The organism is Kitasatospora sp. NPDC057692 (assembly GCF_042799475.1).
Lineage (GTDB): Bacteria > Actinomycetota > Actinomycetes > Streptomycetales > Streptomycetaceae > Kitasatospora.
Genome location: NZ_JBHVIV010000110.1, coordinates 1 through 24,452 on the forward strand (window position 1 = coordinate 1; position 24,452 = coordinate 24,452).

Here is a 24,452-nt window from a genome sequence, read left to right on the forward strand (position 1 = left end):
GGTCCGATCCGGGCGGCGGTCTTGGCAGCTTCGATGGCATGTGACATATTACTGACGTGTCCCACTCCCCGAGACTCCCCGACGTCGTCGTGGTCGGTGCCGGCGTCGTCGGCGCCGCCTGCGCGTACTACGCCGCACGGGCCGGCCTCCTCGTCGACGTCGTCGACCGCGGCCCGGTCGCCGGCGGCACCACCGGCGCCGGCGAGGGCAACCTGCTGGTCTCCGACAAGGAGCCCGGCCCCGAGCTCGACCTCGCCCTGTACTCCACCGGCCTGTGGCGCGAGCTCGCCGAGGACCTCGGCGATGCCGTCGAGTACGAGCCCAAGGGCGGCCTGGTGGTCGCCGGCACGCCCGCCCGGCAGGAGGCGCTGCGCGCCTTCGCGGCCGCGCAGACGGCGGTCGGCGTCACCTCCGAGGAGATCCCCGGCGAGCGGCTGAACGAGCTGGAGCCGCACCTCGCGCCCGGCCTGGCCGGCGGGTTCCTGTACCCCCAGGACGCCCAGGTCCAGCCCGCGCTGGCGGCCGCCCACCTGCTGCGCGCCGCCCGCCGGGCCGGGGCCCGGCTGCACACCGGCGAGGCCGTCCGGGCCGTGCGGCTCGGGGCCGACGGCGCGGTGTGCGGCGTCGAGACCGAGCGGCGGCGGATCGAGGCGCCCGCCGTGGTCAACGCCGCCGGCACCTGGGGCGGTGAGCTGGCCGCGCTGGCCGGCGTCCGGCTGCCGGTGCTGCCGCGGCGCGGGTTCGTGCTGGTCACCGAGCCGCTGCCGCGGATCGTCCGGCACAAGGTGTACGCCGCCGACTACGTGGCCGACGTCGCCAGCGGCTCCGCCGCGCTGCAGACCTCGGCCGTGGTCGAGGGCACACCGGGCGGGCCGGTGCTGATCGGCGCCAGCCGCGAGCGGGTCGGCTTCGACCGCACCCTCTCGGTCGAGGTACTGCACCGGCTGGCAGCCCAGGCCGCCGCGCTCTTCCCGGTGCTGGCCGGGGTGAGCGTGATGCGGGCCTACCGCGGCTTCCGCCCGTACCTGCCGGACCATCTGCCCGCGATCGGCGCCGACCCCCGGGTGGCCGGCCTGTACCACGCCTGCGGCCACGAGGGCGCGGGCATCGGCCTGGCCCCGGCCACCGGGCTGCTGATCGCCCAGCAGCTCACCGGCAAGGCCGCGGACCTGGACCTCACGCCCTTCCGGGCCGACCGCTTCCCGATCGAGGGCGGCGCCGAGGCCGACGGCGGCTGAGGCCGCGGCGCACCCCGCCACGTGCGGAACGACCCCGCACAGTGCGCCGCGCCGAGTCCACGGACCGCCGGAAGGGCCGCCACCCGGCCCGACGGCCGCACGGTCCGGTCATCGGGCCGCCCGGTCACCGGTCCGGCCGACAACCCCACGATCGGCTCATGAGCTGAACGGAGAACCCCCACCCATGCGCCGTCCCCGCACCCCCGCGGAGCTGGTCCGGGCCGAACCCGGGCCCGCGTTCACCATCGACTTCGACGGCCGGCCCGTGCCCGCGCTGCCCGGGCAGACGATCGCCGCCGCCCTCTGGGCCGACGGCGTGCTGGCCTGGCGCACCACCCGGGTCGGCGGCCGGCCGCGCGGGGCGTTCTGCGGCATCGGCGCCTGCTTCGACTGTCTGGCGACCGTCGACGGGCGGCCCAACCAGCGCACCTGCCTGCTGCCGGCCGAGCCCGGCACCACCGTCACCACCCAGGAGGGTCACGGCCGTGCCGACCTCGACGTCTGAGCCCCTGTCCGGCGGGCCGGACCCCTACGACCTCGCGGTGATCGGCGCCGGGCCGGCCGGCCTGGCCGCCGCCGTGACCGCCGCCGACCTCGGGCTGCGCTGCGCCCTGGTCGACGCCGGCCGGAGCACCGGCGGGCAGTACTACCGCCACCCGGCCCCCGGCCTCGGCGCCAACCGGCCCGATCGGCTGCACCACGGCTGGTCCGTCTACACCGGCCTCGCCGAGCGGCTCGCCGCCCACCGCGCGGCCGGCCGCGTCGACCTGCTGTCCGGCCACCAGGTGTGGGCGCTGGAGCGCGCGGGGGAGCGCGACTGGCGGCTGCACGCCACCACCGGCCCGGACGCCGACGACCGGGCCACCGTCCGGTCCGCCGCCGTCCTGCTCGCCACCGGCGCGTACGAGCGGCAGCTGCCCTTCCCCGGCTGGACCCTGCCCGGGGTGGTGACCGCCGGTGGCGCGCAGGCCATGCTCAAGGCCGGCCTGGTGCTGCCCGGGCGGCGGATCGTGGTGGCCGGGAGCGGCCCGCTGCTGCTCGCGGCGGCCTCCTCCCTGGTCACCGCCGGCGCCGAGGTGCCCGCGGTGGTCGAGGCCACCGCGTACCTCGGGTACGCCCGGCGCCCCGGCGTGCTGGCCGCCGTTCCGGCCAAGCTCGTCGAGGGCGCCGGGCACGGCTCCGCGCTGCTGCGGCACGGCGTGCGGCTGCGGCCGCGCAGCGCGGTCGTCGAGGCGCACGGCACGGACCGGGTCACCGCCGTCACGGTGGCCCGGCTGGACGCCGACTGGCGTCCGGTGCCCGGCAGCGAGCGGCGGATCGCGTGCGACGCGCTCGCCGTCGGCCACGGGCTGGTCCCGCAGATCGAACTGGCCACCGAGGTGGGCGCGGCGGTCCGCAGCACGCCCGACGGGACGGCCGCGCTCAGCGTCGACGCCCGGCTGAGGACCACCGTCCCCGGGCTCTGGGCGGCCGGCGAGACCTGCGGGGTCGGCGGCGCCGACCTGGCGATCACCGAGGGCGAACTGGCCGCGCACGCGGTCGCCGACCGGCCGGTGCGCACCGCGCTGCTGCGCCGGCGCTCCCGGCTGCGGGCCTTCGCCGAGCTGATGGCCGCCGCCCACCGGCCCGGCCCGGGCTGGACCGACTGGCTGCGGGAGGACACCGACGTCTGCCGCTGCGAGGAGGTCCCGGCCGGGCGGATCCGCGAGGCGGTGGACGGGCTGGGCGCGGGCGACGCGCGCACCGTCAAGCTGCTGACCAGGGCCGGGATGGGCTGGTGCCAGGGCCGGATGTGCGGTCCGGCGGTGGCCTGCCTGGCCGGCGGCGGCGCCCTGCCGGAGGAGTCCCGGGCCGACAGTCGGCCGTTCTCCTGCCCCGTTCCGCTCGGACAACTCGCGGCCGAGCGGACGGAGCGGACGGAGCAGGCCGGACAGGCCGAGCCGGACGGCCGGGACGACCGCCCCTGAGCCCGTTCGGGCCCTGACCGGGCCCGAACGGGGCGTGACCGGGCGGGACCGGGCCCACCAGGCCCGGCCCGCCCCGGTCCGCCCGAAATCGCTCGGCGGGGACTCTTGTGTCCGCCGCGCGCCCCCTAATAAAATGTCACACCTCACCAAGGAGTCACCTGTGTCCCAGACCCCGCACGACACCACCCGGCCCTGGCGCGGCATCATGGTCGCCACCACGCTCCCGCTGCGCCCGGACCTCTCCGTCGACTACGACGCGTACGCCGACCACGTCCGCTGGCTGATCGAGTCCGGCTGTGACGGCGTCGTCCCCAACGGCTCGCTCGGCGAGTACCAGACCCTCACCGCCGAGGAGCGCGCCAAGGTCGTCGAGGTCGCCGTCGAGGCGGCCGGCGACGGCTCCCGGGTGATGCCCGGCGTCGCCGCCTACGGCAGCGCCGAGTCCCGCCGCTGGGCCGAGCAGGCCGCCGAGGCCGGCGCCGGCTCCGTCCTGCTGCTGCCGCCGAACGCCTACCGCGCCGACCAGGCGGCCGTCCGCGGCCACTACGCCGAGGTCGCCAAGGCCGGCGTGCCGATCGTGGCCTACAACAACCCGATCGACACCAAGGTCGACCTCGTCCCGTCGCTGCTCGCCGAGCTGCACGCCGAGGGCTCGATCGTCGCGGTCAAGGAGTTCAGCGGCGACGTCCGCCGGGCGTACGAGATCGCCGAGCTGGCCCCGGGCCTGGACCTGCTGATCGGCGCCGACGACGTGCTGCTGGAGCTGGCCCTGGCCGGCGCGGTCGGCTGGATCGCCGGTTACCCGAACGCGCTGCCCGAGGCGAGCGTCGCGCTGTACAAGGCCGCCGTCGCCCACGACCTGGGCACCGCGCTGCCGCTCTACAAGGCGCTGCACCAGCTGCTGCGCTGGGACTCCAAGACCGAGTTCGTCCAGGCGATCAAGCTCTCCATGGACATCGCCGGCCGCCCCGGCGGTCCGACCCGGGCGCCGCGCCTGCCGCTGACCCCGGAGATCGAGGCGGCCGTCCGCGCGGCCACCGAGAAGGCGCTGGCCGAGGGCCTCGCCTGACCCGCACCCCGTAGTTCCGGAGTCAGGGACGGCCGGCTGCGGCGGCAGCCGGCCCCCCTGACCGGGCCCACCCACCCATCCACCACCCACCCCCAGGGAGCGTCAGCAGATGCGCAGCCGCCACGTCTTCCACGCCGTCGACTCGCACACCGAGGGCATGCCCACCCGGGTCATCACCGGTGGGTTCGGCGTCATCCCCGGCGCCACCATGGCCGAGCGCCGGGTGCACTTCCAGCAGCACCTGGACCACTTCCGGACCCTGCTGATGTACGAGCCCCGCGGCCACGCCGCGATGAGCGGCGCGATCCTGCAGCCGCCGACCCGGCCGGACGCCGACTGGGGCGTGCTCTACATCGAGGTCTCCGGCCTGCTGCCGATGTGCGGCCACGGCACCATCGGGGTCGCCACCGTGCTGGTGGAGACGGGCATGGTGCCGGTCGTCGAGCCGGTCACCACCGTCCGCCTCGACACCCCGGCGGGCCTGGTGATCGCGGACGTCGCGGTGGAGAACGGCGCGGCCAAGGCGGTCACCATCCGCAACGTGCCGTCCTACTCGGTGGCGCTGGACCGGAAGATCGAGGTCCCCGGCTACGGCACGGTGGGCTACGACCTCGCCTACGGCGGCAACTTCTACGCCATTCTGCCGCTCGCCGAACTCGGCCTGCCGTTCGAGCGCGAGCGCAAGCAGGACATCCTGGACGCCGGCCTGGCCCTGATGGACGCCATCAACGCCGGACCGGACCGCCCGGTGCACCCGGAGAACCCGTCCATCCACAGCTGCCACCACGTCCAGCTGCTCGCCCCGGGCTCCACCGCCGAGCACTCCCGGCACGCGATGGCCATCCACCCCGGCTGGTTCGACCGTTCGCCCTGCGGCACCGGCACCTCCGCCCGGATGGCCCAGCTGCACGCCCGCGGCGAACTGCCGCTGGACCGGGACTTCCGCAACGACTCCTTCATCGGGACCACCTTCATCGGCCGCCTGGTCGAGGAGACCGAGGTGGCCGGGCGTCCCGCGGTGGTGCCGACCGTCACCGGGCGGGCCTGGGTCACCGGCACCGCCCAGTACTTCCTCGACCCCACCGACCCGTTCCCGGCCGGCTTCCTGCTCTGACCGCCCGCCGCCCCCCGTCTCCACCCCTCCCGTCGAATCCCCCGAAGGGCTGCCCCCCGTGACGATCCGTTCGTACAACCCCGCCGACCCCGCGGACCTCGTCGCCGAGGCGCCCCGCCCCGGCTCCGAGGCCGTCGAGGCCGCCGTCGCCCGTGCCCGCGCCGCGCAGTCCGGCTGGCTCGCCGCCGGCGCCGGTGCCCGCTCGGCCGCGCTCACCCGGATCGCCGAGGCGGTCGAGGCGAACGCGGAGGAGCTGGCCGAGCTGGTCGTGCGCGAGGTCGGCAAGCCGATCGCCGAGGCGCGCGGCGAGGTCGCCCGCACTGCCGCGATCTGGCGCTACTACGCGCAGGCGCCGTTCGCCGCCTCCGGCGAGGTGCACGAGACCGCGGTCGGGTCCGGCCTGCTGCTCACCCGCCGCCGCCCCTACGGGGTCGCCGGGCTGATCACGCCGTGGAACTTCCCGCTGGCGATCCCCACCTGGAAGGCCGCCCCGGCGCTGGCCGTCGGCAACAGCGTCGTCCTCAAGCCCTCCTCGGAGGCGATCGGCGTCGCCCGGCGGCTGGGCGAGCTGATCGCCGGCGCCGGGCTGCCCGCGGACGTCTTCACCGTGCTGCCCGGCGGCGGGGCCGAGGGCGGCACCCTGGTCGCCGCGGCCGACGTGGTCTCCTTCACCGGCTCCACCGGGGTCGGGCGGCAGGTCGTGCGTACCGCCACCGAGCGCGGCATCCCGGTGCAGGCCGAACTCGGCGGGCTGAACGCGGCGATCGTCCTGCCGGACGCCGACATCGACCAGGCCGCCGCCCACGTCGCCAACGCGATCGCCGGCTACGCGGGCCAGAAGTGCACCGCCACCAGCCGGGTCGTCGCGGTCGGCGCCGCCTACGAGCCGCTGCGCGCGGCGCTGGTCAAGGCGCTCGCCGCGGTCGACGACACCTCCTGCGGCCCGGTCATCAACGAGGCCACCCGGGACGAGATCACCGCGGCCGTCGTCTCCGCCCAGGAGGCCGGGGCCGAGGTGCTGACCGGCGGCGGCGTCCCGGAGCGGGACGGCTGGTACCTGGAGCCGACCCTGGTCGCCGGGGTGCCGGACGACCACCCGCTGCGGCGCGAGGAGTTCTTCGGCCCGATCGCCGTGCTGCACACGGCGGCCGACCTGGACGAGGCGATCGCGCTCGCCAACGACACCCCGTACACCCTGTCCGCCTCGGTGCACACCCGGAACCTGGACGCGGCGCTGACCGCCGCCGACCGGCTGAACGCGGGCATGATCCGGGTCAACGCGCCCTCCAGCGGCGTCGACTTCCACCTGCCGTTCGGCGGTGCCAAGGGCGCCAGCCACGGCGCCCGCGAGCAGGGGCAGGCGGCGCTGGACTTCTACACCCAGAGCCGCACCGTCACCCTGCTGCCGGGCGGGGGTGCCTGATGACGGCGCAGCCCACCGGCGGCGAGGCCCTGCGGGTCGACACCGTCGACTACCACACGGCCGGCGAGCCGTTCCGGATCGTCGTCGGCGGCGCGCCGCTCATCCCCGGTGACAGCGTCGCCGAGCGGCGGGCCATCGCGATCGGCGCCGGCGGCACCGCGACCGCGCCCCGGCCGAGCGCGCTGGACGGCGTCCGGCAGCTGCTCACCCGCGAGCCGCGCGGCCACGCCGGGATGTACGGCGGCTTCCTGGTGCCGCCGGACGACGACGAGGCCGACCTCGGCGTGCTGTTCTGGCACAAGGACGGCTACTCGACCGCCTGCGGCCACGGCACCATCGCGCTCGGCGCCTGGGCGGTCGACTCCGGGCTGGTCGCGGCGCCCGAGTACGGCGTCGCCCGGGTGCGGATCGACGTGCCGTCCGGCCGGGTCACCGCGCTGGTCCACCGGGCCGCCGGGCGGACCACCGGGGTGACGTTCCGCAACGTGCCCGCCTGGGTCAGCGAGCTGAAGCTGCCGGTGGAGACCTCGCGCGGCACCGTCGAGGTGGCCGTCGCGCACTCCGGCGCCTGCTACGCCTCGGTGCCGGCCGCCGCGCTCGGCCTCTCGGTGAGCCTCGGCGAGCTGCCCGAGCTCACCGCGATCGGGCGGGAGATCAGGGCCGCGCTGGCCGGGCACCCGGCGGTGCAGCACCCGGTGGACCCGCGGCTGTCGGGCGTCTACGGGGTCGTCCTGTACGACGACCTCCCGGCGGTGGACGGCGGACCGAACCAGCGCAACGTCACCGTCTTCGCGGACGGCCAGATCGACCGCTCGCCGTGCGGCTCCGGCACCTCGGCCCGGCTGGCGGTCCTGGCCGCCGAGGGGCGGCTCGCGCCCGGCGAGGAGCTGCGGCACGAGTCGATCATCGGCACCGTCTTCGGCGGGCGGGTGCTGGCCGGCGGGGACCCGTGGGGCGACGGGGTGGTCACCGAGGTGACCGGCACCGCGCACCGCACCGGCGAGCACCGCTTCGTACTGGACGCGCAGGACACCCTGGGTGCGGGGTTCCTGCTGTGAGCGGGGACCTGAGGACGGTGGCCGCTGCCCCGGTCACCGCTCCGGCCCCGGAACCGCCCGGCGCGGCGGCTGAGCCGCTCCAGCCCGCCGCGCCGGGCCCGGACGGCGTCCTCGCCTCGGACTCCGTCGCACTGACACCCGTCGAGGCGGCCCGGGCGATCGAGCAGGTCCTGCTCGACGGGCTGGACCCGGAGGCCGCGCCCGCCCGGTCGAACATCCCGGTGCCCGCCGGGGAGCTGCTGCTGATGCCGGCCGCCTCCTCCCGGTACGTCGGGGTGAAGGTCGCCGGGGTCGCCCCCGCCAACCCGGCGGTCGGGCTGCCCCGGATCACCGGCAGCTACCTGCTGCTGGACGGTCCGACCCTGCAGCCGCTCGCGCTGCTCGACGGCGTCGCGCTCACCTCGCTGCGCACCCCCGCGGTCACCGCCGTCGCGCTGGACCGGCTGGCGGCGCCGCAGGCCGCGCACCTGGTGCTGTTCGGCTCCGGCCCGCAGGCCTACGGCCACCTGGACGCGCTGCTGGCGATCCGCCCGCTGACCCGGGTCACCGTGGTCGCCCGCAGCGAGGGGCCCGCCGAGGCGCTGGCGCGGTACGCCCGCGCCCGCGGCGTGGCGGCCGCCGTCGGCACCGCCGCCGACGTCGCGGACGCCGACCTGGTGGTCTGCTGCACCACCGCGCGCACCCCGCTGTTCGACGGCGCGCTGGTCCCGGACCACGCGGCGGTGGCGGCGGTCGGCTCGCACGAGGTCGACGCCCGGGAGGTGGACGAGGTGCTGGTCGGCCGGTCCGCGCTCTACGTGGAGGCCCGCGCGGTGGCGCTGCGGGAGGCCGGCGACCTGCTGATGGCGGGCGTGACCGGTGCCGACACCCTGTGGAACCTGGCCGAGCTGGTGAACGGCGAGGCACCGGTTCCGGCCGGCCGGCCGAGGTTCTTCAAGAGCGTCGGCATGGCCTGGCAGGACCTCGCGGTCGCGGCGGAGGCACACCGCCGCGACGCGGGCTGAGTACTCCGGTCGGCACGGGGCCCGCTGTGGGGCCCGACGCACGGTGCCGGCGCCTCGGCGCTGCGCCGGCACCCGCCCCCGGACCCGTTGCCCTGGACGGGGGGCGGTCGTTGAAGTGACCGGCCGGAAGTGCGGCCGACGTGGTGGGGACGGGATCCCCCGCCACGTCGGCCGCTTCTTTGCGTTCCGGGGCCTTCGGGCGGCCCGCGGCGGTTAGCGGTAGGTGTTGATCAGCCGGGCCAGGTGGCGGCCGGTCAGGTGGAGCGGCTCCTCGCTGCGGGCGACCTGGGCGGCGAGTTCGGCGCCCTCCAGGGTGTTGATGACGGTGGCGGCGAGTTCGCGGGCGTCGGTGAGGGCGATGCCCGAGCCGTGCAGCTTCTCCTCGACGATCGCGCGCCAGTGCGCGAAGGCCTCGGTGACGGCCTGCTCGATGACCGGGGCCCGGCCGACCGTCTCCAGGGCGGTGGTGGTGATGGGGCAGCCGTCCTGCCAGTCGGAGGCGCGCAGGGCCTCGGCGAGCAGCCGGGTGCAGGCGGTCACCGCCTCGGCCGGGTCGGCGGTGCCGTCCATCGCCTCGTGCAGCATCCCGGCGAACTCCCGGTCGCCGTGGCGGATCGCCTCGGCGGCCAGCTCCTGCTTGCCGCCCGGGAAGAAGTGGTAGACGGAGCCGAGGGTGGCCTCCGCCTCGCGGGAGATCTGCTTGATGCCGGTGCCCTCGAACCCCTGGCGCTGGAGCAGCCGGGAGGTGGCCCGGACGATCCGCTCGCGGGTGCCGGTGGTAGTGGTCTTCACGGGGGGAGTCTAGCCGGTGGATTGGATAGAGCGTTCGTTCTAGTGCTGTGCTAGCGTCACGTCCTGGATAGAGCGTTCGTTCTAGTCGCACTCCGGAGGGGATCCCCATGTCCGTCGCACCGCAGCAGCAGCACGGCAAGCCGTCCGTCACCGTGATCGGCCTCGGCCCGATGGGCCTGGCCATGGCCGGCGCCTACCTCGACGCCGGGTACGCGGTCACGCTCTGGAACCGGACGGCCGAGCGGGCCGCCGGCCTGGTCGCCCGCGGCGCGGTCCTCGCGCCGAGCGCCGCCGCGGCGGTCGCGGCCGGGGAACTGGTCGTGCTCAGCCTGACCGACTACGACGCGGTGTTCGCCGTGCTCGCCGCCGCCGAGGCGGAGCTGGCCGGGAGGACCGTCGTCAACCTCAGCTCGGACACCCCCGGGCGGGCCCGCGAGGCGGCCCGGTGGCTCGCCGAGCGGGGCGCCGGGCACCTCACCGGCGGGGTGCAGGTGCCGCCGTCCGGCATCGGCAGGCCCGAGTCGTCCACCTTCTACAGCGGCCCGGTCGAGCTGTTCCGGCGGCACCGGGCCGCCCTGGAGGTGCTGACCGGCGTCGACTACCGGGGCGACGACCCCGGGCTCGCCCAGCTGTACTACCAGATCCAGATGGACCTCTTCTGGACCTCGCTGGCGGGCTACCTGCACGCCACCGCCGTCGCCGAGGCCAACGGCATCCCGGCCGACGCGTTCCTGCCCTACGCCACCTCGACCGCCGCCTCGATGCCGGGCTTCCTCGCCTTCTACGCGCCCCGGATCGCCGCCGGCCACCACGAGGGCGACGTCGACCGGCTGACGATGGCGCTGGCCAGCGTCGAGCACGTCCTGCACACCGTGGAGGCCTCCGGGGTGGACGGCGCCCTGCCGCGGGCGATCGCCGACGCCTTCCGGCGGGGCGTCGAGGCCGGGCACGGGGCGTCCAGCGCGACCAGTCTGGTCCGGGTGTTCAAGGGGGAGTGAGCCGGGGCGGGCGAAGTGGGGGGCCGCCGACCGTTGTCACCGGGCGGCGGCCCTGCCACGATGGGATCCGGTCATGTACGGCGGTCGCCGATGGGGCGTCCGAATCACGGAATGTTGCACACTCAACGTAACGTGACATTGTACGCTGGTGTTCTGCACTCACCGGAGGAACACCATGGCCGACCTCAAACCCCGCACCCTGATCTCCGTCCAGGAGCGGCTGCGCGACCAGGTCGCCCACGCCCTGCGGGCCGCCCTCATCTCCGGCGAGCTGCGCCCCGGCGTCGTCTACTCCGCGCCCGCCCTCGCCGCCGACTTCGGCGTCTCCGCGACCCCCGTCCGCGAGGCCATGCTCGACCTCGCCCGCGAGGGCCTGGTCGAGGCCGTCCGCAACAAGGGCTTCCGGGTCACCGAGCTCACCGAGCGCGACCTCGACGACTTCACCGAGATCCGCGCCCTCATCGAGGTCCCCACCATCGGCCGGGTCGCCCGCAGCGCCAGCCCCGACCAGCTGGAGGCGCTGCGTCCGCAGGCCGAGGCGATCGTCGCCGCCGCGGGCAAGCAGGACCTCATCGGCTACCTGGAGGCCGACCGCCAGTTCCACCTCGACCTGCTCGGCCTGGCCGGCAACGCCCGCCTGGTCGAGGTCGTCGGCGACCTGCGCAAGCGCTCCCGCCTCTACGGCCTCAACCGCCTCTCCGAGCGCGGCGAGCTGGTCTCCTCGGCGGAGGAGCACCTGGAGCTGCTCGATCTGATGATCGCCGGCGACGCCCCGGCCGCCGAGTCCTGCATGACCCGCCACCTCAGCCATGTCCGCTCGCTGTGGGCCGAGGACCAGCAGGAGCAGCCGGAGGAGTCCCGCACCGGCCTGCGGCTGCGGGCCCGCTAGGGGCAAACCGCCCGTTCGGGCGAAAGCGCAGGACCGGGTAGGGAATTGGCCCTGAGTCCTACGACGATGTTCCCGACATCGGTACGCCTCTGCGGGCGTGCCGGTGTATCTCATCGTTGATCGGCCCGATCAACGCGTCATGGTGCTCACCGATCCACAGGACGGCGAGTACCGGGTGCACGCCGTTCACCATCCGGGCCAGTCGTTCACGCTGCCGGAGTCCATCGGGGCGTCGGTGAAACTGTCGGTGGACGACGTACTGGCCGCGAAGAAGTAGGTCACACGGTCAGGCGGCCGTCGTGGACCTCGGCGATCTGGTCGACCGCGGTGAGGTGGGTGCGGTCGTGGGTGACCAGGACGGTGGCGGTGGCGCGCTGGTGGGTGAGGGTGGTCAGCAGGTCCAGGACGGCGGCGCCGCGCTCGTGGTCGAGGGCGCTGGTGGGCTCGTCGACCAGGAGGACGGTGGGGTCGTTCATCAGGGCGCGGGCGATGTTCACCCGCTGGCGCTGACCGCCCGACAGCTGGTGCGGGCGGCGGGCCGCCTGGTCGCGCAGGCCGACGGCGTCCAGGAGCTCCAGGGCCCGGGGCAGGGCGGTGCGCGGGGCGCGGCCGTCCAGGTGGGCCATCACCTGGAGCTGCTCCACGGCGGTGAGCGAGGGCAGCAGGTTGGGCTGCTGGAAGACGATGCCGATCCGGTCGCGGCGCAGCGCCGTCAGCGCGGTGCGGTCGAGGCCGGTGGTCTCGGTGCCGTCCACCGCCACCCGGCCGGAGTCGGGGGCGATCAGCGTGGCGGCGACCGCCAGCAGGCTGGACTTGCCCGAGCCGGAGGGGCCCACGACGGCGGTGAGGGTGCCCTTGGGAACGGTCAGCGAGACGTCGTCGAGGGCGGTCAGCCGGCCGTCGCCGTCCGGGTAGGTCAGGGTGACGTGGTCGAGAACGAGGCTCATCGGGCGCTCCCCAGGGCGGTCAGCGGGTCGACGGAGGTGATGCGGCGGACGGACAGGGCCGCGCCGACCGCGCCGAGCGCGATCATGACGACGGCGGGGACCAGTACGGTCGGCGCGTCCAGGACGAACGGGACGGCGGAGCCGATCAGCGCGCCGAGGCCGGCGGCGACGGCCGTGCCGAGCGCGGTGCCGAGGAGCAGCAGCACGACGGCCTGCCCCAGCGCGTCGCGCAGCAGGTAGCGGGTGGAGGCGCCGAGCGCCTTCAGGACGGCGATGTCGCCACTGCGCTGGATCGTCCAGACCGTGAAGAACGCGCCGATCACCAGGGCGGAGATGGCGAACAGGAAGCCCCGCATCAGTTGCAGCGAGCCGTTCTCGGAGGTGTAGGAGCCGATCGCGGCGAGCGCGTCGTCCCGGGTGCGGGTCTCGGTGCCGAGCGCGGCGTCGGCGGCGGCCAGGTCGGCCCCGTCGGCGGTGGTGAGCGCGACGACCGTGGCGTGGCCGGCGCCGCCCGGGGCGGCCCGCTGCCAGTCGGTGAGGGTGGTCCAGACGACCGGGGTGTGGCTGTAGGAGGCGTCCCCGGAGACGGCCGCGACCGTCAGGGGGTGGCCGGCGACGGTGAACGCGTCGCCCGGGCGCAGCCCGCCGAGGTCCTTCGCGGCGGTCTCCGACAGCACCGCCCGGCCCGGGGCGAGCTCGGCGCCCCGGGGGGCCAGCGGGGAGCCGTCGGGCAGGCCGAAGACGGAGAGCGCGGCGGTGCGCGGGCCGGCCGCCGCCTTGGTGGTGGCGATGCCGAGCGGCTGCGCGTCGGTGACGCCCGGGGTCCGGGCCCAGCCCCGCCACTGCTCGGGGGTGACCTGGGAGTCGGTGAACGACAGCTTCTGGCCGTCGGCGGGCCGGCCGAAGGCCAGGTGGTCGGCGGACAGGCCGGTGATCGCCGAGATGTTCTGCCGACCCAGCCCGGCCGTCAGGCCCGACAGCAGGCCGACCAGCACCGTGATCAGCACGATGACGGTTCCCATCAGGGCGAACCGCCCCTTGGCGAACCTCAGATCCCTCCAGGCGACGAACACCGCAAGCCCTTCCGCTCGATCCACTGCGACACTGGAAACACTCCTCGAAGGAGGGCCCCTCGGGCATCGCACCGGGGATTGCATCCTCGGCATCGAAGGGTGAGAGCGGAGTTCAACCTTTCGATTGATGCCGGACGGACGCGCGGACCCTAGGCTGGACGGATGGCGACCGATCGACCTCGAACCACCCCCGTCGCCCGCGTCCTCCAGGTCTGCCTGCACCTGCTCGTGGCGGGCCTGCTGGCGCTCGCCGTCGTCCGGGCCCTGGCCGGCCGGGGCGGCGACCCGGCGGCGGTCACGGCCGCCGCGACCGCGATGGCCGCCGTCTACACGGCCGGGCCGCTGATCGGTGCGGTCGGCCGCTCCCGCCGAGCCGCCGGGCTCTGGCTGGCGCTGCTCGGCGTCACCTGGGCGGGGGTGCTGCTCACCACCCAGGACGGGGTCTGGCTGGCCTTCCCGCTGTACTTCCTGGAACTGCACCTGCTCGGCCGCCGGGCCGGGCCGGTGGCGGTCGGGCTCACCGCGGTCGCCTCGATCGCCGCCTACTCCGCGCACCAGCACACCGTCAGCGTCGCGGCGGCGATCGGGCCGCTGCTGGGCGCCGCCGTCGCCACCGCCACCGTCCTCGGCTACCAGGCGCTCTACCGGGAGAGCGAGGAGCGCCGCCGTCTGATCGACGAGCTGACCGCCGCCCGCGCCGACCTCGCCGCCGCCCACCACGCGGCCGGCGTCCTCGCCGAGCGCGAGCGCCTCGCCCGGGAGATCCACGACACCCTCGCGCAGAGCCTCACCAGCATCCAGCTGCTGCTGCGGGCCGCGCAGCGCGCGCTGCCGGAGCGCACCGACGCCGCCGCCGAGTACGTCGAGCAGGCCCGGCAGGCCGCGCAGGACAACCTCGACGAGGCCCGCCGCTTCGTGCGGGCGCTCACCCCGCCGGCGCTGGAGAGCGACACGCTGCCGGTGGCGCTGGAGCGGCTGTGCGCGACGACCTCGGCGCACAGCGGGCTGGCGGTGCGGCTGCACGTCTCCGGCGAGCGGGTCCGGCTGCCGGTGCCGCACGAGGTGGCGCTGCTGCGGATCGCGCAGTCGGCGCTCGGGAACACGGTGCGGCACGCGGGGGCGACGCACGCGGAGGTGACGCTCAGCTTCATGGCGGGCGAGGTGGCGCTGGACGTGGTGGACGACGGGGCGGGGTTCGAGCCGGCGGCCGTCGGCGGACCTGAGGCGGTCGCGGACGGGGACGGCGGGTTCGGGCTGCCGTCGATGCGGGCCCGCGCGCGGGCGCTCGGCGGGACCTTCGCGGTGGAGTCCGCGCCGGGGGAGGGGACGGCGCTCGCCGTGCTGCTGCCGGTGCCTGACGCTTCGAGCGAGGAGACCTCGTGACCGACGGTGTGATCCGCCTGCTGCTGGCCGACGACCATCCGGTGGTCCGGGCCGGGCTGCGGGCCGTGCTGGAGAGCGAGCCGGACTTCGCGATCGTCGCGGAGGCCGCGACCGCCGAGCGTGCCGTCGAGCTCGCGGCGGAGCTGGACGTGGACGTGGTGCTGATGGACCTCCAGTTCGGGCCCGGGTCGGCGATGAACGGTGCGCAGGCCACCGCGGCGATCACCGCGCGGGGCGCGGGGGCGCCGCGGGTGCTGGTGGTGACCACGTACGACACCGACGCGGACACCCTGCCGGCGCTGGAGGCCGGGGCCACCGGGTACCTGCTGAAGGACGCGCCGCCGGAGGAGCTGGCGCGGGCCGTGCGGTCGGCGGCGGCGGGGCGGACGGCGCTGGCGCCGACGGTGGCGGACCGGCTGCTGGAGCGGATGCGGGCGCCTGCGGTGGCGCTGAGCGTGCGGGAGACGGAGGTGCTGGGGCTGGTCGCGGACGGGCTCACCAACCAGGCGATCAGTCGGCGGCTGCAGCTGAGCCTGGCGACGGTGAAGTCGCATCTGGTGCACATCTACACGAAGTTGGGCGTGGAGTCGCGGACGGCGGCGGTGCGGGAGGCGCGGGCGCGGGGGTTGATCCGGCGCGGGGGGTGAGGGGGCCCTGCGGGCGGCTGGGGGGCGGGGGTGTGCGGTGCGGCCGGGCCACGGGGCCGTCCGGTGCGGGCGTAGGGTGGGCGGGCAGCCCGAGAACCCCGGTGCGCCGGGTGAGTGGAGGATTCCCGGATGGCCGTGCGACTCGACGAACTCCCCGTGGCCGTGATCGGCGCGCCGATGGCCGGCGGGCCGTCGACGCCGGAGCTGGCGGCCGCCGTGAGCGGGGCGGGCGGGCTCGGCTTCCTCGCCGCCGGGTACCGGAGCGCCGCGGACACCTTCGAACAGGTCCGCCGGGTCCGGGAGCTGACCGACCGCCCGTTCGGTCTGAACCTGTTCGTGCCGGCGGAGCCGGGCGACCCGGCGGCGGTGGCCGCCTACCGGGAGCGGCTGCGGCCGGAGGCCGAGCGGCACGGCGTGACCCTGCCGGAGGCGATCGCGCCGGACCGGGACGACTGGGAGGCCAAGATCGAGGGACTGCTCGCCGGGCCCGTCCCGGTGCCGGTGGTCTCGTACACCTTCGGACTGCCCTTGGCCGAGGAGGCACGGGCGCTGCGGGCGGCCGGCACCTTCCAGGTCGGCACGGTGACCACGCCGGAGGAGGCGCGCCGCGCCGAGGCGGTCGGGATGGACGCGCTGTGCGTCCAGGGCCCGGAGGCCGGCGGGCACCGCGGCACCCATGCCGTGGCGGACCGCCCCGGGGAGCTGCCGCTGCTCGACCTGCTGGCCGCCGTCCGGGCGGTGACCGGGCTGCCGCTGATCGCGGCCGGCGGGCTGTCGGACGGCCCGGCGGTGGCGGCCGCGCTGCGGGCCGGGGCGGCGGCGGTGCAGGTGGGCACGGCGCTGCTGCGCGCGGACGAGGCCGGGACGGCGGCGGCGCACCGGGCGGCGCTGACGGAGTTCGACGCGACCACGGTGACCAGGGCGTTCACCGGCCGTGCGGCGCGGGCGCTGCGCAACGGCTTCACCGACCGCTTCGGACCGTACGCGCCCGCCGCCTACCCGGACGTGCACTACCTGACCCAGCCGCTGCGTGCGGCGGCGGCCCGGCGCGGCGACGCGCAGGCGATGCACCTGTGGGCGGGGACGGGCCACCGGGCGGCGCGCAGCGGTCCGGCGGCGGAGCTGGTCGCGGAGCTGTGGGGGCGGGCCGCCGGGCGGTGACCCGGCCCGGCGGCCCGCCGGACGGCACCGCTCAGCCGAGCAGTTCCGCCATCCAGGCCTCGATGGCCGGCACCGTGCGGGGCAGCGCGCCGGACATCAGGCGGGCGCCGTCGGCGGTGATGACGAGGTCGTCCTCGATCCGGATGCCCAGGCCGCGCAGCTCGGCGGGCAGCGTCTCGTCGTCGGGCTGGAGGTAGAGGCCGGGCTCGACGGTGAGCACGTGGCCCTCCTCCAGGACGCCGTCCAGGTACGTCTCGGCGCGGGCCCTGGCGCAGTCGTGGACGTCGAGGCCGAGCATGTGGCCGGTGCCGCAGAGGGTGTAGCGGCGGTAGAGGCCGCTGTCCTCGGCGAGCGCCTCCTCGGCGGAGACCGGCAGGATGCCCCAGTCGGAGAGGCCCTCGGCGATGACCCGGGCGGCCGCGGCGTGGAAGTCGCGGAAGCGGGCGCCGGGGCGCAGCGCGTCGATGCCGGCCTGCTGGGCGGCGAGGACGAGTTCGTAGGCCTGCCGCTGGACGGGCGTGAAGGTGCCGCTCAGCGGGATGGTGCGGGTGATGTCGGCGGTGTAGAGGGTGTCGGTCTCCACGCCGGCGTCGAGCAGCAGCAGGGCGTTCGGGTCGAGGGCGCCGTCGTTGCGGATCCAGTGCAGGACGCAGGCGTGGGCGCCGGAGGCGGCGATGGTCTCGTAGCCGATGCCGTTGCCCTCGGCGCGGGCGCGCAGGTTGAACACGCCCTCGATCCAGCGCTCGCCGCGGTGGTGGCGCAGGGCGGCGGGCAGGGCGCGCACGACGTCCTCGAAGCCGAGGACGGTGTGGTCGACGGAGAGCTGGAGCTGCTCGACCTCCCAGGCGTCCTTGACCAGCCGCAGCTCGGACAGCACGGCGGCGAACAGGCCGTCGCCCTGGACGAGCTCCGGGGAGCCGGGGCGGCCGGTGGCGGCGTCGAGCGCGGGGTCGACGCCGGTGAGCACCCGGGTGGCGGGCTGCGGGCCGGTGAGGAGCTTCTCCAGCTCGTCGAGGTGCTCGACGCGCACGCCGGTGAGCCGGGCGGCCTCGTCGAGGTCGGGGCGGCGGCCGACCCAGAACTCGCCGTAGCGGCGGTCGCGGAAGAACTCGGCGCCGCGCACCGGGTCGCCGCCGCGGGGGGAGCGGGGGCGCAGGTACAGGACGGGCTCGTGGCCGTCGGGGCCGGTCGGCTCCAGGACGAGGACGTGGCCGACCTGGTCCTCGCCGGTGAGCCCGGTGAGCCAGGCGTAGGCGCTGTGCGGGCGGAAGCGGTAGTCGACGTCGTTGCTGCGGACCTTGAGCTGGCCGGCCGGGACGAGCAGGCGCTCGCCGGGGAAGGCGGCGGAGAGCCGGGTGCGGCGGGCGGGGGTCACGGCGTGGCCGGGGACGCGGTCGTCGGCCGGGAGCGGGGTGGCCGCCCAGGAGGTGCCCATGAAGGCGTTGAGGGCGGCCGAGACGGGGAGGTCGTGGCTTCCGGTGTTGAGGCCGGTCTGACGGAGGGTCACCGGGTGGCTCCTAAGCGGATGGTGCGGATCGGGGGGAGGTGGGGGTCGGCACGGACACAGCTCGGTAACGGGCGGCGTCACCTCTTGTGCAGTGCAATTTCACATTACTATGTTACGGGTCACACCGCGGAGCGGCTAGACCCCCTGAGGTCGCCCTCCACGGCAGGTCCCGGATCCACCCCCGGGGCGGACGACGGGCCTTCACGGCGGCCCCCCACTGCGGAGTCAGATATGAACAGGCGTACCCAGACCGCCATCGCGGCGGCCATCGCGGCGGCACTCTCCCTCGGTCTCGCGGCCTGCGGCAACAAGGACAAGGACGACACCTCGGGCGGCGACAGCGCCGCGACCTCCACCACGGGCCCGGGTGCCGAGAACGGGACCATCGCGGGCGGTACGCCGGTCAAGGGCGGCACTCTGACCGTGCTGACCAACCAGGACTTCGCCCACCTGGACCCGGCGCGCAACTGGACCCTGCCGCAGATGGACTTCGGTACCCGGCTGATCTACCGCACCCTGGTCACCTTCAAGGCCGAGCCGGGCGCCGCCGGCAGCGAGATCGTCCCCGACCTCGCCACCGACGTCGGCCGCCCGTCCGACGGCGGCAAGACCTGGGCCTTCACCCTGAAGGACGGCCTGAAGTACGAGGACGGCACCCCGATCAAGTCCTCCGACATCAAGTACAACGTCGAGCGCTCGTTCTCGCCGGACCTCACCGGCGGTCCCGACTACGCCGTCCAGTACCTGGCCGGCGGCGAGAACTACAAGGGCCCGCTGACCGGCGAGCACCTGCCGAGCATCGAGACGCCGGACGACAAGACGATCATCTTCCACCTCAAGCGCCCGGTCGCCGAGTTCTCCTACACGGCCACCCTGCCGACCTTCGCGCCGGTCCCGCCGGCCCAGGAGAAGGGCACCCAGTACGACACCCGGCCGTTCTCCTCCGGCCCGTACAAGATCGAGTCCTACGACCGCGGCAAGCAGCTGGTGCTGGTCCGCAACACCAACTGGGAGGCGGGCACCGACACCGTCCGCAAGGCCTACCCGGACAAGATCGTGGTGACCCAGGGCCTCAAGGGCGGCCAGGTCGACGACCGGATCATCGCCAGCGACGGCGCCGACGCCTCCTCGATCGAGATGCCGTGGATGCGCCCGGAGTCGGTGCCGAAGGTGCTGCCCAAGCCGGACGTCAAGGCCCGCATGGTCGCCGAGCGCACCGGCTGTACCGACAACCTGTACATGAACACCGCCAAGGCGCCCTTCGACGACCCGAAGGTCCGCGAGGCGGTCATGTACGCCGTCGACAAGGAGGCCCAGGTCACCGCGTGGGGCGGTCCCGCGCTGGCCGAGGTCGCCACCTCCTACCTGCCGCCGTCGCTGACCGGCGGCGAGAAGGCCGACCCGCTGAAGATCCCGGCCACCGGCAACCCCGAGAAGGCCAAGGAGCTGCTCAAGGCGGCCGGCAAGACCGACCTCAAGGTCTCGATCACCGTCTCGCTCGGTGACAAGACCCGCGGCGAGGCCATCCAGCAGTCGCTGTCCAAGGTCGGCATCCAGGTCACCGTCAACACCGTCGACCCGTCCGCCTTCACCGACACCCTCGGCGACACCAAGAGCGCCCCCGAGCTGACCATCAACGGCTGGTGCCCGGACTACCCGTCCGGCGCGACCTTCCTGCCCTTCATCTTCGACGGCCGCACCATCAAGGAGAAGGGCAACCAGGGCAACTACAGCCAGTTCCGCGACCAGGCCACGATGGACGAGATGGACCGCATCGCGGCCCTGACCGACGTCAACGAGGCCAACAAGGCCTGGAAGAAGCTGGACGAGGACCTCATGACGAAGTCCTTCCCGGCCGTGCCGCTGATGTGGCAGCGCCGCGCGCTGCTGATCGGGACCAACGTGGCCGGCGCGTTCGGCAACTCCGGCTACGCCGGCATGATCGACATGGCCACGATCGGCCTCAAGGACCCCTCGAAGAGCCAGGGCTGAGGGAACCTCCGCAATGAGTAGCACTTCCACTGAGCCCGCCGCCGCGTCCGACGCGGCGGCGGGCCCCGCGAAGGCCTCCGGGCGCGGGCCCTGGCGGCTGGTCTGGGACCAGCTCTGGGCCAAGGGCTCCGCCCGGTTCGGCCTGGTCACCGTCGTCGTCCTGGTGCTGCTGGCCGTGCTGGCCGGCCCGCTCAGCGCGCTCGGCGGCTGGTCCCCCGAGGAGTTCGACAAGCGCGCCATCGACCCGTACCTGGGCGGCGTGCCCAAGGGCGACTTCGGCGGCATCGGCGCCCGGCACTGGCTCGGCGTCGAGCCGGTCACCGGCCGCGACCTGTTCGCCCGCGTCCTGCACGGCGGCCAGGTGTCGCTGCTGATCGCCTTCATCGCCACCGCGGTGGTCGTCGTCGCCGGCACCCTGGCCGGCATCGCGGCCGGCTACTTCGGCGGCCGGGTCGACAGCCTGCTCTCCCGCCTGATGGACCTCACCATGTCCTTCCCCTCGCTGATCTTCATGATCGCGATGATGTCGGTGGCCAAGGACGTCAACCGGATCCTGCTGATGACCACGGTGATCGGCCTGTTCGGCTGGCCCGGCATCGCCCGCGTGGTCCGTGGCCAGACCCTCTCGCTCAAGCACCGCGAGTACGTCGAGGCCGCCAAGGTCGGCGGAGCGCGCTCCTGGCGCATCCTCACCCGGGAGATCCTGCCGAACGTCTCCGGCCCGATCATCGCGTACACCACGCTGCTGATTCCCGGCATGATCGCCACCGAGGCCGCGCTCTCCTACCTCGGCGTCGGCGTCCGCCCGCCGACGGCCTCCTGGGGCCAGATGATCGCCGAGTCGATCGTGCACTACGAGACCGACCCGACGTACTTCCTGATCCCGACGGTCTTCCTCTTCATCGCGGTGCTGGCGTTCACCCTGCTCGGCGACGCGCTGCGGGACATCCTCGACCCCCGGGGAGGCCGGTCGTGATCCTCTACCTCGGCCGCCGACTGATCGGCGTGGCGGGCATCATGCTCGCCATCTGCGCCATCACCTTCACCATCTTCTACCTCCTGCCCAACGACCCGGCCGCCGCCGCGTGCGGCAAGACCTGCAGCCCCGACCGGCTCGCCGAGGTCAAGGCGGCGATGGGCCTGGACAAGCCGGTCTGGGAGCAGTTCGGCGCCTACCTGGCCGGCATCGTGGCCGGCCGCGACTACGGCAGCGGCCCCAGCGCCGTGCACTGCGGCTTCCCCTGCCTCGGCTACTCCTACGAGTACTCGCTGCCGGTCTGGGACCTGCTCGTCGACCGCCTGCCGGTCTCCGTCTCGCTCGCCCTCGGCGCGGCCGTGCTGTGGCTGGTCCTCGGCCTCGGCGCCGGCGTCACCTCGGCGCTGCGCAAGGGCAGGCCCGCCGACCGCGTCCTGATGGTGCTCTCGGTCGGCACCGCCTCGCTGCCGGTCTACTTCACCTCGATCATGCTGATCTGGGGCGTCGTGCGCAGCGCCGGCCTGCTGCCGTACCCCTCGTACCACAAGTTCACCGACAACCCCTTCGAGTGGGGCTCCAACCTGCTGCTGCCCTGGATCGCGCTGGCCCTGCTGTATGCGGCCCAGTACGCGCGGCAGAGCCGCAACTCGATGATCGAGGCGATGGCCGAGCCGTACATCCGCACGGCCCGGGCCAAGGGCCTGCCGGGCCGCACGGTCACCGTCAAGCACGGGCTGCGCTCCGGCATGACGCCGATCCTCACCATCTTCGGCATGGACCTCGGCGGACTGCTCGCCGGCGCCGTCATCACCGAGTCGATCTTCGGCCTCCCCGGCATCGGACGGCTCTTCTACGACGGGCTGCTCCGCTCCGACCAGCCCGTGATCCTCGGCGTCACCCTGCTCGCGGCCTTCTTCATCGTGGTCGCGAACCTGCTGGTCGACGTGCTCTACGCGTTCGTCGACCCGAGAGTGAGGTACTGATGACCGCCCTTCTGGAGGTTGACGACCTCAAGGTCTCCTTCAACACCCCGCGCGGCACCGTCCGGGCCGTCGACGGCATCGGCTTCACCGTCGAGGCCGGCAAGACCCTGGGCCTGGTCGGCGAGTCCGGCAGCGGCAAGTCCGTCACCTCGCTGGCCGTCATGGGCCTGCACCGCGGCGCCCGGGTCGACGGCTCGATCCGGCTGCACGGCCAGGAGCTCAACGGGCTCGGAGAGAAGGAGCTCGGCACAGTCCGGGGCCGGCGGATCGCGATGATCTTCCAGGACCCGCTGTCCAGCCTGCACCCCTTCTACACCGTCGGGGAGCAGATCGCCGAGCACTACCGGGTGCACTTCAAGGCCTCCCGCAAGGCCGGACGCCAGCGCGCGATCGAGATGCTCGCCGAGGTGGGCATCCCCGAGCCGGCCCGCCGGGTCGACGAGTACCCGCACCAGTTCTCCGGCGGCATGCGCCAGCGCGTGATGATCGCCATGGCGCTCGCCTGCGAGCCCGAGCTGCTGATCGCCGACGAGCCGACCACCGCGCTCGACGTCACCGTCCAGGCCCAGATCCTCGACCTGATCGCCCGGATCCAGCAGGAGCACGGCCTCGGCGTCGTGATGATCACCCACGACCTCGGCGTGGTCGCCCGGGTCGCCCACGAGGTGCTCGTCATGTACGGCGGCCGCGCCGCCGAACAGGCGCCCGTGGAGCGGCTGTTCGCCGCCCCCGCGCACCCCTACACCCGCGGGCTGCTCGACTCGCTGCCCCGCCTGGACGACACCGACGACGCCCCGCTGCGGGCCATCCCCGGCAGCCCGCCGTCGCTGATCGCCCCCGCCCCCGGCTGCTCCTTCGCCCCGCGCTGCGCCCGCACCACCGCCGCCACCGCCGAGGAGCACGCCCGCTGCCTGTCCGAGCGGCCCGGATTCGGCCCGCTCGTCCCCGGCCACCAGGCCGCCTGCCACCTGCCGCTGGTGCCGGAAGGAGCCCTGGGATGACCGCGACGACCGAGTCGGCCGAGCCCCTGTTGACGGTCCGGGACCTGGTGAAGACCTTCCCCGGCCGCCGCTCGCGCACCGGGAAGGCCGGTGCGCCGATCCGCGCGGTGGACGGCGTCGGCTTCGACGTCGGCGCCGGCGAGACGCTCGGCCTGGTCGGCGAGTCCGGCTGCGGCAAGTCCACCACCGGGCGCATGATCGTCCGGCTGCTGGATCCGACCTCCGGCACCGTCACCTTCGACGGCACCGAGATCGGCGGCCTGAGCCAGGCCGAGCTGCGCCCGCACCGCAGGCACCTGCAGATGGTGTTCCAGGACCCGTACTCCTCGCTCAACCCCCGCCAGACGGTGGCCCGGATCATCTCCGAGCCGCTGCTGGTCCAGGGCACCGGCGCGGCCGAGGCGCGCAAGCGGGCCGCCGAGCTGATGGAGCTGGTCGGCCTCATCCCCGAGCACCTGGACCGCTACCCGCACGAGTTCTCCGGCGGTCAGGCCCAGCGCATCGGCATCGCCCGCTCGCTGGCCACCTCGCCCCGGCTGGTGGTCGCCGACGAGCCGGTCTCCGCGCTGGACGTCTCCATCCAGGCCCAGGTGGTCAACCTGATGGAGCGGCTCCAGGACGAGCTGGGGCTGGCGTACATCTTCATCGCGCACGACCTCTCGGTGGTCAAGCGGGTCTGCGACCGGGTCGCGGTGATGTACCTCGGCCGGATCGTCGAGATCGGCGACAAGCACCAGGTGTACGGCAACCCCGCGCACCCCTACACCAAGGCGCTGCTCTCCGCGGTGCCGCTGCCGGATCCGGCGGCGGAGCGCGAGCGCGAGCGGATCGTGCTGCTCGGCGACCCGCCGAGCCCGGCCGACCCGCCGCCCGGGTGCAGCTTCCACCCGCGCTGCCCCAAGGCCCAGGAGATCTGCCGTACCGAGCGTCCGCTGCTGCGGATCGCCGGAACCGGCGGACGCGAGGCGGCCTGCCACTTCCCGGAGAACTGACCCGGGACCCGGTCCCGCGGCCGCGGGCGCCCGCCGATGGGCGCGCCCCCGGCCGCGACTTGACCGCCGTACCGTCCGGCCACCCCCACGGCGGACGGTACGGCACCACCCGCGCGCCGCGCGCCGGCACCCCGCCCCCACCCAGAAACCCCCCGGGGGGCGCGGCGGGGCGCCCGATGTGGGCCGCGGCCGACCCGGGCCCCCCCGCCCCCCCCGCCGCCGGGGGCAGCGGCGGGGC

The 24,452-nt window shown here is 74.9% G+C and carries 22 protein-coding genes and 1 pseudogene; 19 read left to right on the forward strand and 4 right to left on the reverse strand.

Annotation, left to right across the window (positions count from 1 at the left end):
- The first annotated feature begins 56 nt into the window (after positions 1–56).
- The 8 genes from ACFVFS_RS36315 (at position 57) to ACFVFS_RS36350 (ending at position 8,873) form a co-directional block, all read left to right on the forward strand.
- Entirely contained in the window at positions 57–1,238 is a 1,182-nt protein-coding gene (locus ACFVFS_RS36315; protein ID WP_380629226.1) for an NAD(P)/FAD-dependent oxidoreductase, read from the forward strand.
- 184 nt (positions 1,239–1,422) lie between these two features.
- Positions 1,423–1,743 (forward strand): (2Fe-2S)-binding protein, encoded by a 321-nt coding sequence (locus ACFVFS_RS36320; RefSeq protein WP_376087302.1) that lies wholly within the window; start codon positions 1,423–1,425, stop codon positions 1,741–1,743.
- Positions 1,724–3,205, forward strand: a complete 1,482-nt coding sequence (locus tag ACFVFS_RS36325) for an NAD(P)/FAD-dependent oxidoreductase (RefSeq protein WP_380629227.1) — start codon at positions 1,724–1,726, stop codon at positions 3,203–3,205. The genes ACFVFS_RS36320 and ACFVFS_RS36325 overlap by 20 nt, the downstream gene beginning before the upstream one ends.
- Before the next feature lie 205 nt (positions 3,206–3,410).
- Positions 3,411–4,274 carry a dihydrodipicolinate synthase family protein gene (locus tag ACFVFS_RS36330; RefSeq protein ID WP_380629245.1) on the forward strand — a complete coding sequence of 288 codons (864 nt, stop codon included), beginning with the start codon at positions 3,411–3,413 and terminating at the stop codon, positions 4,272–4,274.
- 109 nt (positions 4,275–4,383) lie between these two features.
- Positions 4,384–5,388 (forward strand): proline racemase family protein, encoded by a 1,005-nt coding sequence (locus ACFVFS_RS36335; protein WP_380629228.1) that lies wholly within the window; start codon positions 4,384–4,386, stop codon positions 5,386–5,388.
- Positions 5,389–5,446: 58 nt separating this feature from the next.
- The gene (locus tag ACFVFS_RS36340; RefSeq protein WP_380629229.1) at positions 5,447–6,811 is read left to right on the forward strand and encodes an aldehyde dehydrogenase family protein; all 1,365 of its coding nucleotides are present in this window, start codon (positions 5,447–5,449) and stop codon (positions 6,809–6,811) included.
- Positions 6,811–7,869, forward strand: coding sequence for a proline racemase family protein (locus ACFVFS_RS36345; RefSeq protein WP_380629230.1), 1,059 nt, complete (start codon positions 6,811–6,813; stop codon positions 7,867–7,869). The genes ACFVFS_RS36340 and ACFVFS_RS36345 overlap by 1 nt, the downstream gene beginning before the upstream one ends.
- Positions 7,866–8,873 (forward strand): ornithine cyclodeaminase family protein, encoded by a 1,008-nt coding sequence (locus ACFVFS_RS36350; protein WP_380629231.1) that lies wholly within the window; start codon positions 7,866–7,868, stop codon positions 8,871–8,873. Before ACFVFS_RS36345 ends, ACFVFS_RS36350 begins: the two co-directional genes overlap by 4 nt.
- Before the next feature lie 213 nt (positions 8,874–9,086).
- Here the strand turns inward: ACFVFS_RS36350 and ACFVFS_RS36355 are convergent, their stop codons facing one another.
- Positions 9,087–9,665, reverse strand: coding sequence for a TetR/AcrR family transcriptional regulator (locus tag ACFVFS_RS36355; RefSeq protein ID WP_380629232.1), 579 nt, complete (start codon positions 9,663–9,665; stop codon positions 9,087–9,089).
- Positions 9,666–9,772: 107 nt separating this feature from the next.
- Between ACFVFS_RS36355 and ACFVFS_RS36360 the strand changes: the two genes are divergently transcribed.
- The 3 genes and pseudogenes from ACFVFS_RS36360 to ACFVFS_RS36370 all read left to right on the forward strand — a co-directional run.
- Positions 9,773–10,663: an NAD(P)-dependent oxidoreductase gene (locus ACFVFS_RS36360; protein WP_380629233.1), complete on the forward strand. Its 891-nt coding sequence runs from the start codon at positions 9,773–9,775 to the stop codon at positions 10,661–10,663.
- Positions 10,664–10,838: 175 nt separating this feature from the next.
- Positions 10,839–11,552 (forward strand): GntR family transcriptional regulator, encoded by a 714-nt coding sequence (locus tag ACFVFS_RS36365; protein ID WP_380629234.1) that lies wholly within the window; start codon positions 10,839–10,841, stop codon positions 11,550–11,552.
- An 85-nt stretch (positions 11,553–11,637) separates the two neighbouring features.
- A pseudogene (locus ACFVFS_RS36370) lies at positions 11,638–11,829 on the forward strand (Uma2 family endonuclease); the annotation flags it as partial.
- Position 11,830: 1 nt separating this feature from the next.
- On the opposite strand, the gene ACFVFS_RS36375 reads toward ACFVFS_RS36370, so the two are convergent.
- Both ACFVFS_RS36375 and ACFVFS_RS36380 read right to left on the reverse strand, forming a co-directional pair.
- The gene (locus tag ACFVFS_RS36375) at positions 11,831–12,499 is read right to left on the reverse strand and encodes an ABC transporter ATP-binding protein (protein WP_380629236.1); all 669 of its coding nucleotides are present in this window, start codon (positions 12,497–12,499) and stop codon (positions 11,831–11,833) included.
- Positions 12,496–13,572: an ABC transporter permease gene (locus tag ACFVFS_RS36380; RefSeq protein WP_380629246.1), complete on the reverse strand. Its 1,077-nt coding sequence runs from the start codon at positions 13,570–13,572 to the stop codon at positions 12,496–12,498. Before ACFVFS_RS36380 ends, ACFVFS_RS36375 begins: the two co-directional genes overlap by 4 nt.
- Positions 13,573–13,734: 162 nt before the next feature.
- Between ACFVFS_RS36380 and ACFVFS_RS36385 the strand changes: the two genes are divergently transcribed.
- The 3 genes from ACFVFS_RS36385 to ACFVFS_RS36395 all read left to right on the forward strand — a co-directional run bounded on the left by ACFVFS_RS36385 (position 13,735) and on the right by ACFVFS_RS36395 (position 16,763).
- On the forward strand, positions 13,735–14,955 hold the full coding sequence (locus ACFVFS_RS36385) for a sensor histidine kinase (protein WP_380629237.1): 1,221 nt from the start codon (positions 13,735–13,737) through the stop codon (positions 14,953–14,955).
- On the forward strand, positions 14,952–15,602 hold the full coding sequence (locus ACFVFS_RS36390) for a response regulator (protein ID WP_380629238.1): 651 nt from the start codon (positions 14,952–14,954) through the stop codon (positions 15,600–15,602). Before ACFVFS_RS36385 ends, ACFVFS_RS36390 begins: the two co-directional genes overlap by 4 nt.
- 129 nt (positions 15,603–15,731) lie before the next feature.
- Complete coding sequence (locus ACFVFS_RS36395; protein WP_380629239.1) at positions 15,732–16,763, forward strand: nitronate monooxygenase; 1,032 nt, start codon at positions 15,732–15,734, stop codon at positions 16,761–16,763.
- 31 nt (positions 16,764–16,794) lie between these two features.
- Here the strand turns inward: ACFVFS_RS36395 and ACFVFS_RS36400 are convergent, their stop codons facing one another.
- A complete protein-coding gene (locus ACFVFS_RS36400) occupies positions 16,795–18,198 on the reverse strand; it encodes an aminopeptidase P family protein (RefSeq protein ID WP_380629247.1) in 1,404 nt (467 codons plus the stop codon).
- A 303-nt stretch (positions 18,199–18,501) separates the two neighbouring features.
- Between ACFVFS_RS36400 and ACFVFS_RS36405 the strand changes: the two genes are divergently transcribed.
- Genes ACFVFS_RS36405 through ACFVFS_RS36425 form a run of 5 tightly spaced genes read left to right on the forward strand, consistent with a single transcriptional unit; the run spans position 18,502 to position 24,214 of the window.
- Positions 18,502–20,262 carry an ABC transporter substrate-binding protein gene (locus ACFVFS_RS36405; protein ID WP_380629240.1) on the forward strand — a complete coding sequence of 587 codons (1,761 nt, stop codon included), beginning with the start codon at positions 18,502–18,504 and terminating at the stop codon, positions 20,260–20,262.
- Between the two features lie 13 nt (positions 20,263–20,275).
- Positions 20,276–21,238, forward strand: a complete 963-nt coding sequence (locus ACFVFS_RS36410; RefSeq protein WP_380629241.1) for an ABC transporter permease — start codon at positions 20,276–20,278, stop codon at positions 21,236–21,238.
- Positions 21,235–22,221, forward strand: coding sequence for an ABC transporter permease (locus tag ACFVFS_RS36415; protein WP_380629242.1), 987 nt, complete (start codon positions 21,235–21,237; stop codon positions 22,219–22,221). The genes ACFVFS_RS36410 and ACFVFS_RS36415 overlap by 4 nt, the downstream gene beginning before the upstream one ends.
- Positions 22,221–23,222: an ABC transporter ATP-binding protein gene (locus ACFVFS_RS36420; protein ID WP_380629243.1), complete on the forward strand. Its 1,002-nt coding sequence runs from the start codon at positions 22,221–22,223 to the stop codon at positions 23,220–23,222. The genes ACFVFS_RS36415 and ACFVFS_RS36420 overlap by 1 nt, the downstream gene beginning before the upstream one ends.
- Positions 23,219–24,214, forward strand: coding sequence for an ABC transporter ATP-binding protein (locus ACFVFS_RS36425; RefSeq protein WP_380629244.1), 996 nt, complete (start codon positions 23,219–23,221; stop codon positions 24,212–24,214). The genes ACFVFS_RS36420 and ACFVFS_RS36425 overlap by 4 nt, the downstream gene beginning before the upstream one ends.
- Positions 24,215–24,452 lie beyond the last annotated feature (238 nt).